This window comes from Janthinobacterium sp. GW822-FHT07H11 (assembly GCF_058798615.1).
This window is the reverse complement of sequence record NZ_CM179507.1, coordinates 6,011,656-6,028,130: the sequence shown is the minus strand read 5'-3', so window position 1 is coordinate 6,028,130 and position 16,475 is coordinate 6,011,656. Positions and strand designations below refer to the sequence as shown.

The window sequence follows — 16,475 nt, the reverse complement described above, 5'->3', positions numbered from 1 at the left end:
GCCCGGCTTGCCAGCCTATCTTTTCCCTTTCAATCACTTGAGGGGGAAGCAAATGTTGCAATTGGAAAATAAGGTCGCCATCATCACGGGCGCCAGCTCGGGCATCGGCCATGCGGCGGCGCGCCTGTTCGCGTGCGAGGGCGCGCGGCTGGTGCTGGTGGCGCGCCGGCGGCCGGAACTCGAGGCGCTGGTGGCGCAACTGGCGCAAGGCGGCGCGCAGGCCGTGGCCTGCGCGGGCGACGTGGCCGACCCCGCCTGCGCGCGCGGCGCCGTCGCGCTGGCGATGGAGCGCTTCGGCGGCCTCGATATCGCCTTCAATAATGCGGGCACCCTGGGACCCATGGGGGCTACGCCCGAGGTCGCCATCGACGACTGGCGCGCCACGCTGGAGATCAACCTGACGAGCGCCTTCCTGGCCGCCCAGTGCCAGTTGCCGGCCATGGCGGCGCGCGGCGGCGGCTCGCTGATCTTTACGTCGACCTTCGTCGGCCATACGGTGGGCATGCCCGGCATGGCCGCGTATGCGGCCAGCAAGGCGGGCGTGATCGGCCTGACGAAGGCCCTGGCGGCCGAGTACGGCGCGGCCGGCATCCGCGTGAATGCCCTGCTGCCGGGCGGCACCGATACGCCCATGGGGCGGGCAGTGGCGGCTACGCCCGAGGCGCAGGCCTTCGTGGCCGGCTTGCATGCCTTGCAGCGCCTGGCCACGCCGGACGAGATCGCCCGCTCGGCGCTGTACCTGGCATCCGAGGCCTCGAGTTTCACCACCGGCACGGCGCTGCTGGCCGACGGCGGCGTATCCATCGTACGGACATAAGCGCGGTGCCGGAAACGCCGACGGCCCGGGGATGAGCCGGGCCGTCGGTGTCTTGCAGCTTACCTTACGCTACATCAAACTCAGTTGTGAACCGCGTTCAGCTGGCGCGCGATGATGTCGTGGTTGAGCCAGACGACGGGCGCCTGCGGCTCGGACATGGCGTGGAACATCAGCGGACCCGTGCCTTCCAGTACCAGCGAGCTCAGGTGGTCGGTGATCAGTTCCTTGCGGTCCTTGTGCAGCTTGGTGATGTCGTCCGAGGTGCCGATCATGACGTCGGCCAGTTCCGGCGTGTTGTCCATCGGCCAGGCGGCGAAGTTGCGGAACTGCACGCTGGTGGCGTCGCCGTTGTAGGCGGCGATACGGTCGAGCAAGTCTTGCAGCGAGACGCCGTCTTCCAGCAAGCCCTGGCAGATTTTCCACTGCTCGTCGGCCCAGGCGCCGCCGCCTTCTTTTTTCAGCGCGTCGAGCAGGGGGAACAGCGACAGTTCCACGCCGACGAAAATATCGGACGAGTTCGTGCGGATTTCCGGGCAGTTGAAGACGGTGGCCTTGATGCCTTTTTCCCACGCGGCCTTGGCCACGTTTTCCAGGCGCATCTTGGCCAGGCCTTGCGTGTAGTTGCTGTAGGTTTGCCACTGGTACTTGCCGTCGATCAAGATCTCGGTACCGTGGTAGCCGTAGGCGCTGTAGCGCACCTGGCCGCCCGTTTGCTCGATGCGCGCGCGGATGGCGGCGCTGCCGTCGATCAGGTGCTGCAGGGTGTTGGCCGTGACTTCGTCGAAGTTCATCAGGATCAGCTTGCCCAGGTCGCTGTCGAGCAGGGCGCGCGAAGACATGAAGCGCTCGCCGCGGCCTTTATAAATACGGTTGGCAATGGCCAGGAAGACCTTGACCTTTGGAATGCCGCCGGCCATGGTGTGGGCGAAATACACATTGCTGCCGTCAGGAATCAGGCTGTCCAGCTCGGCCATGGCTTTTGCCACGGAAGCGGTGAAGCGGGCGATGCCGGCTTCGCGGCAGCGTTCGATCTGCGCCCAGTCCAGCTTGTCTTCCTGCCAGCTTTTCAGGGTCATGTCGGCCAGCAGGGCCGTCGGCGTCGGTTCGCCGGCCGGCGCGTCGAGGTCGAAACCGGCCATCAGCGGCACGTTGATGATGCGCCCGCCCAGGTTGGCTTCGGCTTCGGCCAGCTCTTCCGCGTTCAATGGACGCAGCGCCATGTTTTCATCGCGGCGGCCGACCGTCATGCCGACGATGTTCATGCCCGCCTTGCGCGCTTCGTCCAGCAAGCCATTCACATAGCCGCGGCCGAACAGCTCGCCGAACAGCACAAAGGTGTCGCCCTTGCGGAAGATATTTTTTTGCGGGATGTCTCTCAGGGACGTGATCTCGGTCATGGTGTCAATTCATTCAAAAATTAGCAGGGCAGACGCACGCGGCGCTGCCTTCCGGTACAACATAGTGTGAAATTATGCGCCATTTCAGCGGGAAAAATCCTGTTGCGAACGATTCTCGTCTGGAACGGCATCTTCTTCCTCGGTGGAGCTCTTATTCTTTCGCCATGGCGTATTTTACGCTGCCGCCGCGCGCAGCGCCCGCGGACTGGCCCGGCAGGCGCCGATATTACCTCAGCTTGGCCATGCTGGTCAGCAAATTGATCTAAAACAAATCCTGCTGCCCGGACACCAGGCGCGAAAAATCGTCGCCCAGGAAAGGCAGGATGGCGTCAGCCACGGGCTGCAGCTGGCGCGTCAGGTAGTGGTGGTAGTCGATGGGCGAGCGCTGCGTTTCCAGCGGCTCCGGCCCCGCCACCGTGATCACATAGCTGATCCAGCCGCCGTTCTGGTATTGCAGCGGCCGGCCCTGGGCCAGGTTGTAGGCGTCGGCCGTGCGCGCCGCGCGCACATGGGGAGGCACGTTGCGCTGGTAATCGTCGAGCGGGCGGCGCAATCGCTTGCGATACACCAATAAAGCGTCGCATTCGCCGCGCACGGTGCGCGCCACGTAGTCGCGCACATAGTCCTGGTAGGCGGCGCGCTGGAAGATGCGCCGGTACAGCTCTTGCTGGAATTGCTGCGCAAGCGGCGTCCAGTCGCTGCGCACGGTTTCCAGGCCCTTGTAGACCATCTCCTCGCTGCCGTCCGGCTTGCCCACGAGGCCCGCGTAGCGCTTCTTGCTGCCTTCTTCCGAGCCGCGGATGGTGGGCATCAGGAAACGCCGGTAATGGGTCTCGAATTCCAGCTCCAGCGCATTCTCGAGGCCGAACTCCTCGCGCAGGTGGCGTTCCCACCAGGCATTGACGTGCGCCACCAGGGCGCGGCCGATCTGGCCCGCTTCTTCATCCGTATGCGCTGTTTTGAGCCAGACAAACGTGGAATCCGTGTCGCCATAGATCACCTGATATCCTTGTTCGGTGATCAGCTCGCGCGTGCGGTGCATGATGTCGTGCCCGCGCAGGGTGATCGACGAGGCCAGGCGCGGGTCGAAGAAGCGGCAGCCGCTCGAGCCCAGCACGCCATAGAACGCGTTCATGATGATTTTCAGCGCTTGCGACAGCGGTGCGTTGCGTTCGCGCTTGGCCGCCTCGCGGCCCTGCCACACCTGTTCCACGATGGCCGGCAGGCAATGTTTGACCCTTGAAAACTGTGCGCCCCGGTAGCCGGGCACCGTATCGGCCTCATCGCCGCCCGTGCCCACCACCAGCCCCACGGGGTCGATCAGGAAAGTGCGGATGATGGACGGGTACAGGCTTTTGTAGTCGAGCACGAGCACGGAATCGTACAGGCCCGACTGCGAATCCATGACGAAGCCGCCCGGGCTGTTGTCGCCCGAGACATCGCCCAGGTTGGGCGCCACGTAGCCCTGCCGGTGCATCAGCGGCAGATACAAATGTCCGAAGGCGGCCACGGAGCCGCCGCTGCGGTCGGCCGCCAGCCCCGTGACGCTGGCCCGCTCCAGCAAAAAGGTCAGCAGCTCGGTCTTGGCGAAGATGCGCGTGACCAGCTCGCAATCCTTGAGGTTGTAGCGCGCCAGCGCGGGCTTGTCTTCGCGGAACCGCCGGTCGATCTCGGCCATGCGCTGGTAGGGATTGTCGATGGACTTGCCTTCGCCCAAGAGCGTCTGCGCCACGTTTTCCAGGCTGAACGAAGAAAAATTCCACGTCGCCGACCGGAGCGCTTCGATGCCGTCGATGATCAGGCGGCCTGCCGCGGCCGCAAAATAGTGTTCCTGCCTGCCGCCGTGTTCGCGCCATTCCATCACGGCGCCGCCGCGGCCCAGCCGCAAGGGCACTTGATATCGCTCGGCATGTTCCTTGAGCACGCGCAAGTCGAACTGCACCAGGTTCCAGCCGATGATGGCGTCCGGGTCGTGCCGCTCCATCCACGTGTTCAGGCGCTCGAGGATCTGTGCGCGCGTATCGCAGTATTCGAGGTCGAAATCGAGTGTCTCTTCGCCGCCGTTTTTCGGCCCCAGCATGTAGACCTGGCGCTGGCCGCAGCCTTCCAGCGCCAGCGAATACAGTTCGCCATGCGCCGTCGTTTCGATGTCGAGCGATGCCAGTTTCAAGCCTGGCCGGTAGCCGGGCGCCGGTTTCAAATGCACCTCCTGCGCCGTATCCCCGCTGAACGCGACCGGCGCCGTAATAAAACGCTCCATCAGGTAGCGCTCGGGCGGGCGGATGTCGGCCTCGTACACGTCGACGCCGTGGGCGCGCAGCTGCTTTTCCAGTTTCAGCAAGTGCCGGTATTGCTTGCAGTACAGCCCCAGCACGGGGCGGTGGTGAAAGTCGCACAGCGACAGGGGGCGCAGCTCCGCGTGGCGTTCGCCGCGCAGCAGCCGTTCCGCCTGCTCGCGCTGCTCCATGGGAATGAAGGCGACGGCCGTCTGCACGGGCAAGCGCACGTGGCGGGGGCCTGCATCCGTTGCCAGCCATAAATCGACCTCCGTGCCATCGCGCGTGTCGCGCCAGTGGCGGGTCAAAATAAAGCCCTGTTCGAGTGGATGCATGCTGCCCTTGTTGATAATCAATTGACGTCCGCCAGCGGACGGTGCTGCATGGTAATGCAAACGGGCGGGCCTGGATATGCCGGCCGCGCAGCATGCGGTGCGGCACCAGCTATCTGCCTCTAGTAGAATCGCTTCCTTTCACCGCCAGAACGGCCCGCGTTGCCGACATGACCACTATGATGCCAGCCGCTACCGCCCCGCAGCACCTGAACCTGTCGTCTTGCGAGCAGGAACCGATCCGTATTCCCGGCAGTATCCAGCCCCATGGCTTCCTGCTGGCCCTGCCGCAAGAGGGCGCGCGCACCGTCCTGCAGGCGAGCGACAACCTGGCGCAGCTGGCCGGCATGCCTGCCGCGCAGGCGCTGGGACAGGAGCTGGCCGCCGTCATCGGCGCGCCGGCGGCGGCGCAGCTGGCGCCGGAACTGGCCGCCGGCGGGCCCGGCATGCAGCCCTGCTACCTGGGCACGGTGTGCATCGGCAACGGCCGCCATTTCGACGTGCTGGCCCATGTCTGTGACCAGTTATTGCTGCTGGAGTTCGAAGCGGTGAGCCGCGCGGCGCCGCCCGACTTCCGCCACCTGTATCCGAAGGTGGGCCACTTCCTGCTGAAAATCAATGATGTGCAGGATATCGTCGAGATGAGCGCCCTTGCCGCACAGCAAATCCGCGAAGTGACGGGCTTTGGCCGCGTGATGGTGTACCAGTTCGATCGCGACGGCCATGGCCATGTGCTGGCGGAAAGCCGGGAAGAGGGCTATGCCTCCTACCTGGGCCAGCGTTTCCCCGCCTCGGACATCCCGCGCCAGGCGCGCGAACTGTACATGCTCAACCGCATACGCCTGATCCAGGACGCCAACTACACGCCGGCGCGGCTGGTGCCGCAGCAGCATCCGCTGACCGGGGTACCCAGCGACCTGTCGTTCGCCGCCTTGCGCAGTGTTTCCCCGATTCATCTGCAATACATGCGCAACATGGGCACCCTGGCGTCGATGTCCGTGTCGCTGATGGTCAAGGGACAGCTGTGGGGCTTGATCTCTTGCCATAATGAAACCCCGATGCCGGTCGCGTTCGAGCAGCGCACCGTCTGCGAGCAGCTGGGACAGATCCTCTCGCTGTGCATCGCCACGCGCACGGACGCGGGCGAGCTGGAATTCCGGCTGGAAGTGCGCCGCACCATGGTCAGCATGCTGGCCGGGCTGACGCAGCAGGGCGATTTTGCCGATAACCTCAGTCACGTCTTTCCCGAGCTGCTGCGCTTTGCCCGCGCCAGCGGCGCCGCCATCGTGCTGGACGAGCGGATACTCGGCCATGGCGACGTGCCGGCCGACGACGCAATCCGCGCCCTGGTGCAGTGGCTGGGCGCGCGCGGGCACGATGGCGTGTTCCACACCGACCAGCTGAGCCGCGATTTCCCCCCCGCTGCCGCCTGCACGCGCAATGCCAGCGGCTTGCTGGCGATGTCGATTTCGCGCATCCACCCCCATTATCTGCTGTGGTTCCGGCCCGAGGTCGTGCACACGATAGACTGGGCCGGCAAGCCGCAGGACAAGGAGGGCGTGGGGCAATTGACGCCGCGCCTGAGCTTTGCCAGCTGGCGCGAAACCATCCATGGCATCAGCATGCCCTGGCATGACGGCGAAATCGAACTGGCTGCCGAGTTTCGCGGCGCCTTGCTGGGCATCGTGCTTGAGCGGGCCGAGCAGATGGCCGAGCTGGCCGAGGAGCTGGGGCGCGCCAACAAGGAGCTGGAAGCGTTTTCGTATTCCGTCTCGCATGACTTGCGCGCGCCGCTGCGCCATATCGTCGGCTTTTCCGATCTGCTGATGGACACGGCCGGCGTGGAAGACCTGGAAAAGCGCCGCCGTTTCCTGAAAAACATCAAGGATTCGGCGCGCCTGGCGGGCAAGCTGGTGGACGACCTGCTGAGCTTTTCGCAGATGGGCCGCGCTTCGCTGCACCCGTGCCCCGTGAACATGCGCGAGCTGGTGCGGGGCTGCATCCAGAAGCTGGCGCTCGATATCCGCGAACGCCAGGTGGAGTGGGATATCGGCGCCTTGCCGCAGGTGCATGCCGACCCCACCTTCCTGCAGCTGGCGCTGTACAACCTGCTGTCGAACGCCGTCAAGTTCACGGGCCAGAAGGAAATTGCCCGCATCGCCGTGACGGCCACCGAGCAGCCGCACGAGGTGGAGTTCCATGTGGCCGACAATGGCGCCGGCTTCAATATGGAGTATGTGCACAAATTATTCGGCGTCTTCCAGCGCCTGCACCGCATGGAAGACTTCCCCGGCACGGGCATCGGCCTGGCCAATGTGCGCCGCATCATCGAGCGCCACGGCGGACGCGTGTGGGCCGCATCGGTGCCGGGCGCGGGCGCCACTTTTTCGTTCAGCATTCCCAAAGATATCGTTTTGTAAGGCTAGCCTATGTTAAAACCCATTTTATTGGTGGAAGATAATCCGCACGACCTGGAACTGACCCTGATCGCCCTGGCCAAGAGCCAGCTGGCCAATGAAGTGATCATCGCCCGCGACGGCGCCGAAGCGCTCGATTACCTGCTGTGCCGCGCACAGTTCGCGCGGCGCGAGGCGGGCAATCCGGCCGTCGTGCTGCTGGACCTGAAGCTGCCGAAAGTCGATGGACTGGAAGTGTTGAAGGAAATCCGCAGCACGCAGGCGCTGCGCAGCATCCCCGTGGTGATGCTGACTTCCTCGAAGGAAGAGCAGGATTTGCTGCGCAGTTATGAACTGGGCGTGAACGCCTATGTCGTCAAGCCCGTCGATTTCGAGGAATTCGTGCGCGCGATCGCCGACCTGGGGATTTTCTGGGCGGTGCTCAACGAACCGCCGCCCGGGTCGCACCGCTACGTGCGTCCCCAATAGCGGCTGAGAAAACGCCCATGGCGGCGTTGCCTCGCTTCGTCATATCATGCGTACTGCCTTCGGCAAGGCGCCTGGCCCTGGGCAATTTTTCATTGTTGTCAACTACTTAGACGGAGCTCTTGCGGCGGCGCAATAAATGCCGGATGCGGGCGCTGAGCACGTCCGGCGTGTACGGTTTTTGCAGCAGGTTGACGCCGGGATCGAGCCGGCCTTCGTGCGCCAGTACCCCTTCCGCGTAGCCGGAGGTAAACAGGATTTGCGTGTCCGGCAAGTGCTGGCGCACGGCTTCGCTCAGCTGCAGGCTGCTGATTGCGCCTGGCATGATGACATCGGTAAACACCAGGTCGATCGGCATGCCCGAATGGACCAGGCTCAGGGCGCTGCCCGCATGGGCCGCCTGCAGGACGCGGTAGCCCAGCGCCGACAGCAGTTCCACCGTCGAACGCCGCACTTCCTCTTCATCCTCGACGACGAGGATGGTTTCCACGCCACGGCTGAGCGGCATGGCCGCGACTTCCTCGACGGGCTGCGCCGTGGCGTCGCTGCGCAGCAGGAAGATCTTGACGCTGGTGCCCACGCCCGGCGTGCTCTTGAGGAGGATCTCGCCGCCCGACTGCTTGACGAAGCCATACGCCATGCTCAGTCCCAGCCCCGTGCCCTGGCCCGTGGGCTTGGTGGTGAAGAAGGGCTCGAAGGCCCGTTCCAGCACGGCCGGGTCCATGCCCACGCCCGTATCGGTAATTTCCAGCATGACATAGTTTTCATTGCCCACTTCCGACAGCGGCAGGGAGCCGGCCGGCATGTTGTGCGCGCGGATGGTGAGCGTGCCGCCCGCCGCCATGGCGTCGCGGGCATTGATGGCCAGGTTCAGCAGCACATTATTGAGCTGGTTGGCGTCGACCATGGTGCTCCACAGCCCCGCCTCGATATCGGTGACGATGGTGGCGCGGGGATCGAGCAGGCGGCGGATCATGTCGCCCATGTCGTGCAGCACCTGTCCGGGATTGACCAGCTGCGCCTGCAGCGGCTGGCGCCGTGCAAAGGCCAGCAGGTGGGCCGACAGCTTGGCGCCCCGTTCGACGCCTGCCAGGGCGATGTCGATGCGGCTCATGGCCTTGTCGCTGACGCCGCCCAGCAGCTTGATCAGCTGCAAATTGCCGCCGATGATCTGCAGCACATTGTTGAAGTCGTGGGCCACGCCGCCCGTCAGCTGGCCGATGGCTTCCATCTTTTGCGCCTGGTGCAGGGCGGACTGGCTGACGGCCAGTTCCTCCTGGCTCAGGCGCAGCGAAATGAAGGCGGCGTCACGTTGCTGGCGCGCAACGTAGGCCGCGCTGTGATAGCGCACGCGCGCCAGCAGCTCGCGCGGGTCCGGCCATTTCACCAGGTAGTCGTTGGCGCCGCTGGCGAACGCCGCCACCTTGATCGATGGATCATCCTCGGACGACAGCAGGACCACGGGAATGTGTTCGGTGGCGGGATCGGCGCGCAGCAGGCGGATGACGTCGAAGCCATCCGCGCCCGGCATGCGCAGGTCGACCAGCACGATGGTGGCGGCCACTTCGCGCGCCAGGCGCACGGCATGCTCCGAGCGGGCGTCATAGCGCAGGCTGACATCCTGTTCGCGCTCGAGGCCGTATGCAATGAAATCGAGCGCGATGGCTTCATCATCGATGAGTAAAACGGAAACACGCGGTGATTCTTGGGTCATAAACTAGTCAGAGTGTAGGGAGGCGTCCGGCGTGCCATGCTGGTGCAAAAATATTCTACAGGAGCTTGAATGGTTGCCGTGGCAACTAATGCTGCCGTGCGCTGCTGTTTGCAAGGAAATGCACATTCAGGCGCGCCGCGGCGGGCATGCGATCAGCGGCGCAGGCCCGGGACGGAAGCGGCTATAATTTTCATCATCGTTGACGATAACAAGAGCGCGTCGCGCCAACCACCCTGGAGACAGCATGCAAGCAATGAGTTATGTACACGGCGCCCACGAGACGCCGTTGATCGGCGACACCATCGGCGCCTATCTGGACGGCATCGCCGCCCGTTACGGCCAGCACGACGCCCTGATCGTGGCGCACCAGAACGTGCGCTGGACGTATCGGGAATTCCAGCAGCGCGTGCACCGCCTGGCCGCCGGCCTGCTGAAGCTGGGCCTGCAGCCGGGCGACCGCATCGGCATCTGGTCGCAAAATTGCGCCGAATGGGTGCTGACCCAGTTCGCCACGGCGAAAGCCGGCTTGATCATGGTCAACATCAACCCCGCCTACCGGCGTGCGGAACTCGAATACGTGCTCGACAAGGTGCAGTGCAGCGCGCTGATCCTGTCGCCCAGCTTCAAGTCCAGCGATTACCTGGCCATCGTGCAGGACGTGGTGCCGCAAATCGGCAGCTGCCGCGCCGGCGGCCTGCAGTCGCCGCGCCTGCCGCAACTGCGCCACGTGATACGCCTGGGCGCGGCCGCCACGCCGGGCATGCACAACTTCGACGCCTTGATGGACGGCATCACGGACGCCGACCTGGCCCACCTGGAGGACATCAGCGCCACCTTGCAGTTTGACGATGCCGTCAACATCCAGTTCACGTCCGGCACCACGGGCGCGCCCAAGGGCGCCACCTTGACGCACCACAATATCCTGAACAACGGTTTCTTTATCGGCGAGGCCATGCGCCTGACCGAACAGGACCGCCTGTGCATCCCCGTGCCCCTGTACCACTGTTTCGGCATGGTGCTGGGCAACCTGGCCTGCGTCACGCACGGCGCGGCCATGGTGTATCCGGGCGAAGGGTTTGATCCGAAAGCCGTGCTCGAGACGGTGCAGGCCGAGCGCTGCACGGGGCTGCATGGCGTGCCGACCATGTTCATCGCCATCCTCGACCATCCTGATTTTCAGCAATACGACCTGTCCACCTTGCGCACCGGCATCATGGCCGGTTCGCCCTGCCCGATGGAAGTCATGACGCGCGTCATCGAATTGATGCACATGGCGGAAATCACGATCGCGTATGGCATGACGGAAACGTCGCCCGTCAGCTTCCAGACCTCGATCGACGATCCGCGCGAGATGCGTGTCTCGTCCATCGGCCGCGTCCACCCGCACCTGGAAGTCAAGATCGTCGATGCGGAAGGCCGCATCGTGCCGCGCGGCGAGAAGGGCGAATTGCTTACGCGCGGCTATTCCGTGATGCAGGGCTACTGGGGCGACCCTGAAAAGACGGCCGAAGCCATCGACACGGCGCGCTGGATGCACACGGGCGACCTGGCCGTCATCGACGACAAGGGCTTTTGCAGCATCGTCGGCCGTTCGAAGGACATGGTGATACGGGGCGGCGAAAACATCTACCCGCGCGAGGTCGAGGAATTCCTGTACCGCCACCCGAGCGTGCTCGACGTGCAATGCGTGGGCGTGCCCGATGCCAAGTATGGCGAAGAACTGTGCGCCTGCATCATTTTGCGTCCGGGCACGCACGCCACCGGCGACGACATCCGCGCCTTTTGCAACGGCCAGATCGCCTACTACAAGATCCCCCGCTATGTGCGCTTCGTCGAGGAATTCCCCATGACGGTGACGGGCAAGATTCAGAAGTATGTGCTGCGCAAGCAGGTGGCGACGGACCTGGGCCTGGGCACGGAATAAGCGCTCGCTTGCTTGTTGGCCATAAAAAAACACCGGGGCGCTGGCGCGGCCCGGTGTTGCGGATGGCTTTGGCGCGCAGCTTATGCCAGTTGTGCCTGCGGCGCGCGCGCCGGCGTGCGGCGGCGCAGGAAGGCCAGCAGGCCCAGGCCGGCCAGCAGCATGGCGTAGGTGCCCGGTTCCGGCACGGCCGAGACGGTAACGGCATTGAAGCCCGTGGCGCCGATCTCGACTTGCGACTGCCATGCGTTCTTGGCGCTGACCGAGTTGGCCACCAGCGTGCCTTCCAGGTGGCCGGTGCCGAAGAAATCGCTGTTCGGTGCCAGGATGCTGCCCCAGGTATAGGTGGTCAGGCTGGTGCTGGTGGCGTTCGCGAAGTTGAACAGCGTGCGGTCGGCGAAATTGCTAAAGCTGCCATAGCCGCCCGACAGGTTGATGCTGCTGGCGCTGTCATTGATGATGATGTGGGCCGTGCTCTTGATCGAGGACAGGTCCAGGGTCAGGTTTTGCAGCGCGCCGGAATCGATATTGAAGATATTCACGTCCGCATTGATGTCGCCGCGCAGCGTGTAGCCGCTGTTTTCCATGACGACCGTGCCGGTCGGCTTCAGCTTGGCCACGTCCTTCGACAGGGTGGTCAGCTGCTGCTTGGCGGCCGCGAAGTCCAGGGTGCTGGCGTTGCCCTTGTTGAAGGTGCCCGGTTCGAACCACTGCTGCGTCGATATCGTGGCGTTCGGATTGCTGACGCCATACACGGCCTTGCCCAGGCCGCCGCCGTTATAGATGGCACCCGTGCCGATGTTCAGGTTGCCGCCCGTGACGATGCTGGGCGCGCTGGCGCCCGCCGTGCTTTTCTGGCCGACGGAAAAACTGCTCAGCCAGACATTGCCGCCGGCGGCCAGGCGGCCTTCGACGTCATGGAAGCCGGTGGCGGTGCCGCTGCCGACATTGCCGAAGATAAATGCCGAATAGCCGTTTGCCGCGCCCAGGTCGATGGTGGTGGCTGCCTGCGCCGATGCGCTGAAGGACAGGGCCAGCATGGCGGCGCTGATGAAGGGCAGGGTGCGAACGGTCATCGACAGGGATTTCATGGGCTTCTCATGGTAAAGAGTGGACGGTGGGGACGGGAGAGCAGGGTGGCCGCTTTCACGCTGGCACGAATTATACGTAAAAAACAAGTTTCATTCAATAAAAACAATAAAGTATTTCTTTTGGCAATTTTATGTGATTTCTTGATAACTTGTCGATGCGCATGAAAAAAGCCGGGACCAGCCCGGCTTTTCTGTTTATTTCACGCGCTGGTACAGGCGGAAGCGTTCCACGTCATCGGTGGGCCGGCGGCCTTCCCACAGCTTGATCCAGTCCGAGCCATGATGCTCGGGCAAGGCTTCCTTGTTGTCGCGCACCTTCACGCTATCTTGCAGCAGCAGCAAGTCGCAACGCTGGTGTTCCACGCCCGCAAACGGCAGGTGGCCGTAATAGGCGAAGGTGGCGCGTTGCGCCGCGCCGACGTTGGTGCTGATGCAGGCGTTTCCTGGTGGCAGGTGAACGGAAATCTGGTGGGCCACGCTGGCGTAGCTCTTGCTGTAGTTTAGCTCCGGCAAGAACAGGGTCATGATCAGCACCCAGATCAGGATCAGGCCGCCCGATGACAGCACCACGGCGCGCCACAGCACGGCCGGCTGGCGCGAGATACGCCAGTGCACCAGGGCCACCCAGCCCGCCGTGGCACAGGCGGCCACGAAGAAGGCCACCAGTTCCAGTTCGGGCTTGAAGCCAGGCAAGAGTTTCAGGGCATTGCGCGCCAGGCGCGGCGGCCAGCCCGTCAGGGTGGCGAACCAGAACAGCCACAGCACGCCGGCGCAAATCGTCAGCACCATCACGGAGAACCAGTCGATGGCGTTGATGGCGCCCCGTTTCATCGTCAGCAAGCCGAAGGCGGCCATCACGGCCAGTGGCGGCAGCAGGGGCAGCAGCTGGCTCTGGTCCGGATTCGGGTGGCACAGGGCCAGGATGGCCAGCATGGCGACAAAGGTCAGGGGCACGACAATATGCAGCACGTGGTGCTGGCGGCGCCACGCGTACACGGCCCAGGCGGCGAACGGCCAGGCCGGCCAGAAGAACCAGATGCCGACGCGATAGAAAAATTGCAGGCTCAGGAGGCTGGGCATGCCCAGTTGCTCGCCGTTCCAGCGCAGCCACGCTTGCAATGGCGAATGGCCATAGGGCTGCACCAGTTCGCCCGGCAGCAGCCATACCAGGGTCAGGGCGGCGCCGATCAGGACCGCCAATGCCAGGTGGCGCGCGGTGCGCAGCAGCGGCAGGCGCAGCAAGATGGTGCACAGGAACAGGGCGATGGTCAGCGCGGCCGGCGTGACCCAGCCGCGCGTGAGGGTCAGGCCGCCCAGCGCCAGGCCCAGCAGGGCCGCGTTGCGCACGGACGCGCCTTCCACGTAGCGCACGGCGCGGTACAGCAGGTAGGCCATCAGCGAGACATACAGGGCTTCGGCGGTGATGTCGTGGCTGTGCGCCAGCAGTCCCAGGCAGCCCAGGTAGATCAGGACGGCCGCGTCGGCCAGGGTGCGGCCGAAATCGTCCGGCTCGGGCTGGCCGCCGAAGGCCAGGCGCAGCGGCTGGGCGTCATGGCGGCGTCCCAGGTTGAAGGCGGTGTACCAGACGGAAAGCGTGCTGATGACGAAGATGCCGATGGTCGACACGCGGGCGCCAAACACGTCGCCGTCGATCCAGCCGAACAGCTTGATGGCGATGGCGCCGATCCAGAATGCCAGCGGGCCTTCCTCGGGCATGGACAGGCCGGCGATATTGGGCCACAGCCAGTCGTGCAGGCCGCCGTGCGCCATGGTCCACATGATGCCGAAACTGGCAGCGTCATCGTTTTTCCACGGTTCGCGGCCGATCAGGCCAGGCAGGATGTACAGCAGGCCAAGCGCAAACAAGGCCCAGCGTGGCAGCGCGAGTGTGGCAGCGGCGGGAAGGCGGACTGGCTTCATCGATAGTCGGTATCAGAAAAATGGTAAGACGCGTCGAATGGCGTCGGGGTATGCGCGAGTATAAAGTAAAGCGGCCAAAGACAAAAAAGGCAGCCGAAGCTGCCTTTTCTCTGGTAGCCGAAGCTGCCCTTTTTTGCCGCAAAGCGGCAAAAATCAGCCTGCTGCGACTGCGGTTTTCGAACCAACCGAACCGAACTTCTGACGGAACTTCTCGACGCGACCGGCGGTATCGACGATTTTGTGCTTGCCCGTGAAGAATGGGTGCGATTCAGCCGAAACCTCGATCTTCACCAGTGGGTATTCTTTACCGTCGTGGGTGATTTTTTCGCGGGTTTGGATGGTCGAGCGGGTAACGAATTTGAAATCGCACGACAGATCGTGGAAAACAACTTCGCGGTATTCTGGATGGGTATCGACTTTCATGGTCTTCTCTCTAGTTTGGTAGCCAAACAGCACTTCGTCGGTCGTCCTGCTTCTTGACCCGATTGCCGATCACTTGCCAGGGTTAAAATAATGCAACCGCAGATTATATAGCGCTTTCCCATCGCAGGCAATAAAAAAGCCGCTCAATGAGCGGCTTTGCATGATCGCGTGTGCTTACGCCGGGCGCAACGTAGGTCGGATTAGCGCGCTAGCGCGTAATCCGACACCACCACCGTCTTCGCCAACAATGTTGTCGGATTACAGCCCTGCGGGCCTAATCCGACCTACGATACACGATGGGCGAATTTAACCGCCGCGGCGCATCATGTCGAAGAACTCTGCGTTGTTCTTCGTGGCCTTCATCTTGTCGAGAATGAACTCCATCGCCTCGATCTCGTCCATCGAGTACAGCAGCTTGCGCAAGATCCAGATTTTTTGCAGCTCGTTCGGCTTGATCAGCAGCTCTTCGCGGCGGGTACCCGATTTGTTCAGGTTAATTGCCGGATAGACACGTTTCTCGGCCAGGCGGCGCTCCAGATGCACTTCCATGTTGCCGGTACCCTTGAATTCTTCAAAGATCACGTCATCCATGCGCGAACCCGTTTCGATCAGCGCCGTGGCGATGATGGTCAGCGAGCCGCCTTCTTCGATATTGCGCGCGGCGCCGAAGAAGCGTTTTGGACGTTGCAGCGCGTTCGCATCGACACCGCCGGTCAGCACCTTGCCCGAGGCAGGGATGACGGTATTGTAGGCGCGCGCCAGGCGCGTGATCGAGTCGAGCAGGATCACCACGTCTTTTTTCATTTCGACCAGGCGCTTGGCTTTTTCCAGCACCATCTCGGCCACTTGCACGTGGCGCGTGGCCGGCTCGTCGAAGGTCGAGGCGACGACTTCGCCGCGCACCGAGCGTTGCATTTCGGTCACTTCTTCCGGACGTTCGTCGATCAGCAGCACGATCAGCGTGATGTCCGGGTGGTTGGCCGTGATCGCATGCGCGATGTGCTGCAGGATCACGGATTTGCCCGATTTCGGCGACGCCACCAGCAGGCCGCGCTGGCCCTTGCCGATCGGGGCGATCAGGTCGATGATGCGGCCGGTGATGTTTTCCTGGCCATTCATTTCACGTTCCAGGCGCAGCGGCTCGTTCGGGTGCAGCGGCGTCAGGTTTTCAAACAGGATGCGGTGTTTCGACATCTCCGGCGATTCGCCGTTGACCTTGTCGACTTTGACCAATGCGAAATAGCGTTCGCCATCTTTCGGGGTCCGTACCTCGCCTTCGATCGAATCGCCGGTGTGCAGATTGAAGCGGCGGATTTGCGAAGGGGAGATGTAAATGTCGTCGGTGGACGCCATGTAGCTGGCGTCAGGCGAGCGCAGGAAGCCGAAGCCGTCCGGCAGCACTTCCAGGGCGCCGTCGCCAAAAATCTGTTCGCCGGACTTGGCGCGTTTTTTCAGGATAGCGAACATCAGCTCCTGTTTGCGCAAGCGGGCTGCGTTGTCAATGTCAAGACCGATCGCCATCTCAAGCAGGGCGGATACGTGTAAGGCCTTTAGTTCGGATAAATGCATATGTGTTGAGTGTCCCGAGACGGGATGTAAAGGTAGGGGAGGGGACTGCGTGGCGTTGATTAATTATGGGGGAAGGGTCAGCACGAATGGTACGAAGCCGTTTCCCGGTCTATCCAGTCAGGCGGCGCTGCGG

10 protein-coding genes and 2 pseudogenes are annotated in these 16,475 nt (G+C 63.3%); 4 read left to right on the top strand and 8 right to left on the bottom strand.

What is annotated here, in order from left to right; translation table 11 throughout:
* Positions 1-52: 52 nt before the first annotated feature.
* Positions 53-817, top strand: a complete 765-nt coding sequence (locus AC3RCJ_RS26615) for an SDR family oxidoreductase (protein ID WP_492957256.1) — start codon at positions 53-55, stop codon at positions 815-817.
* An 80-nt stretch (positions 818-897) separates the two neighbouring features.
* On the opposite strand, the gene AC3RCJ_RS26610 is transcribed toward AC3RCJ_RS26615, so the two are convergent.
* Positions 898-2,214 (bottom strand): enoyl ACP reductase FabMG family protein, encoded by a 1,317-nt coding sequence (locus tag AC3RCJ_RS26610; RefSeq protein ID WP_492957255.1) that lies wholly within the window; start codon positions 2,212-2,214, stop codon positions 898-900.
* Between the two features lie 262 nt (positions 2,215-2,476).
* The gene (locus AC3RCJ_RS26605) at positions 2,477-4,825 is read right to left on the bottom strand and encodes a DNA polymerase II (RefSeq protein ID WP_492957254.1); all 2,349 of its coding nucleotides are present in this window, start codon (positions 4,823-4,825) and stop codon (positions 2,477-2,479) included.
* A gap of 176 nt (positions 4,826-5,001) precedes the next feature.
* On the opposite strand from AC3RCJ_RS26605, the gene AC3RCJ_RS26600 reads away from it, so the two are divergent.
* Positions 5,002-7,242 (top strand): ATP-binding protein, encoded by a 2,241-nt coding sequence (locus tag AC3RCJ_RS26600; RefSeq protein ID WP_492957253.1) that lies wholly within the window; start codon positions 5,002-5,004, stop codon positions 7,240-7,242.
* Between the two features lie 9 nt (positions 7,243-7,251).
* The gene (locus tag AC3RCJ_RS26595; RefSeq protein ID WP_492957252.1) at positions 7,252-7,707 is read left to right on the top strand and encodes a response regulator; all 456 of its coding nucleotides are present in this window, start codon (positions 7,252-7,254) and stop codon (positions 7,705-7,707) included.
* A 106-nt stretch (positions 7,708-7,813) separates the two neighbouring features.
* On the opposite strand, the gene AC3RCJ_RS26590 is transcribed toward AC3RCJ_RS26595, so the two are convergent.
* Entirely contained in the window at positions 7,814-9,418 is a 1,605-nt protein-coding gene (locus AC3RCJ_RS26590) for a response regulator (protein WP_492957251.1), read from the bottom strand.
* 244 nt (positions 9,419-9,662) lie between these two features.
* On the opposite strand from AC3RCJ_RS26590, the gene AC3RCJ_RS26585 reads away from it, so the two are divergent.
* Complete coding sequence (locus AC3RCJ_RS26585) at positions 9,663-11,342, top strand: AMP-binding protein (RefSeq protein ID WP_492957250.1); 1,680 nt, start codon at positions 9,663-9,665, stop codon at positions 11,340-11,342.
* An 80-nt stretch (positions 11,343-11,422) separates the two neighbouring features.
* Here AC3RCJ_RS26585 and AC3RCJ_RS26580 read toward each other — a convergent pair.
* The 5 genes and pseudogenes from AC3RCJ_RS26580 to rho all read right to left on the bottom strand — a co-directional run.
* Positions 11,423-11,533: pseudogene (locus AC3RCJ_RS26580) on the bottom strand (PEP-CTERM sorting domain-containing protein); the annotation flags it as partial.
* A 66-nt stretch (positions 11,534-11,599) separates the two neighbouring features.
* Positions 11,600-12,379 (bottom strand): annotated as a pseudogene (locus AC3RCJ_RS26575) (choice-of-anchor A family protein); the annotation flags it as partial.
* 246 nt (positions 12,380-12,625) lie between these two features.
* Entirely contained in the window at positions 12,626-14,350 is a 1,725-nt protein-coding gene (locus tag AC3RCJ_RS26570) for an ArnT family glycosyltransferase (RefSeq protein WP_492957249.1), read from the bottom strand.
* Positions 14,351-14,503: 153 nt separating this feature from the next.
* Positions 14,504-14,773: a type B 50S ribosomal protein L31 gene (locus AC3RCJ_RS26565; RefSeq protein ID WP_034746247.1), complete on the bottom strand. Its 270-nt coding sequence runs from the start codon at positions 14,771-14,773 to the stop codon at positions 14,504-14,506.
* A gap of 306 nt (positions 14,774-15,079) precedes the next feature.
* Entirely contained in the window at positions 15,080-16,342 is a 1,263-nt protein-coding gene (rho, locus tag AC3RCJ_RS26560; RefSeq protein WP_034746249.1) for a transcription termination factor Rho, read from the bottom strand.
* Between the last annotated feature and the right edge of the window lie 133 nt (positions 16,343-16,475).

Bases quoted from the DNA above. Each gene is read 5' to 3' on its own strand.
- AC3RCJ_RS26595 (WP_492957252.1), top strand. From the start codon at position 7,252: ATGTTAAAACCCATTTTATTGGTGGAAGATAATCCGCACGACCTGGAA.
- rho (WP_034746249.1), bottom strand. From the start codon at position 16,342: ATGCATTTATCCGAACTAAAGGCCTTACACGTATCCGCCCTGCTTGAG.
- AC3RCJ_RS26605 (WP_492957254.1), bottom strand. From the start codon at position 4,825: ATGCATCCACTCGAACAGGGCTTTATTTTGACCCGCCACTGGCGCGAC.
- AC3RCJ_RS26610 (WP_492957255.1), bottom strand. From the start codon at position 2,214: ATGACCGAGATCACGTCCCTGAGAGACATCCCGCAAAAAAATATCTTC.
- AC3RCJ_RS26570 (WP_492957249.1), bottom strand. From the start codon at position 14,350: ATGAAGCCAGTCCGCCTTCCCGCCGCTGCCACACTCGCGCTGCCACGC.
- AC3RCJ_RS26585 (WP_492957250.1), top strand. From the start codon at position 9,663: ATGCAAGCAATGAGTTATGTACACGGCGCCCACGAGACGCCGTTGATC.
- AC3RCJ_RS26565 (WP_034746247.1), bottom strand. From the start codon at position 14,773: ATGAAAGTCGATACCCATCCAGAATACCGCGAAGTTGTTTTCCACGAT.
- AC3RCJ_RS26600 (WP_492957253.1), top strand. From the start codon at position 5,002: ATGATGCCAGCCGCTACCGCCCCGCAGCACCTGAACCTGTCGTCTTGC.
- AC3RCJ_RS26615 (WP_492957256.1), top strand. From the start codon at position 53: ATGTTGCAATTGGAAAATAAGGTCGCCATCATCACGGGCGCCAGCTCG.
- AC3RCJ_RS26590 (WP_492957251.1), bottom strand. From the start codon at position 9,418: ATGACCCAAGAATCACCGCGTGTTTCCGTTTTACTCATCGATGATGAA.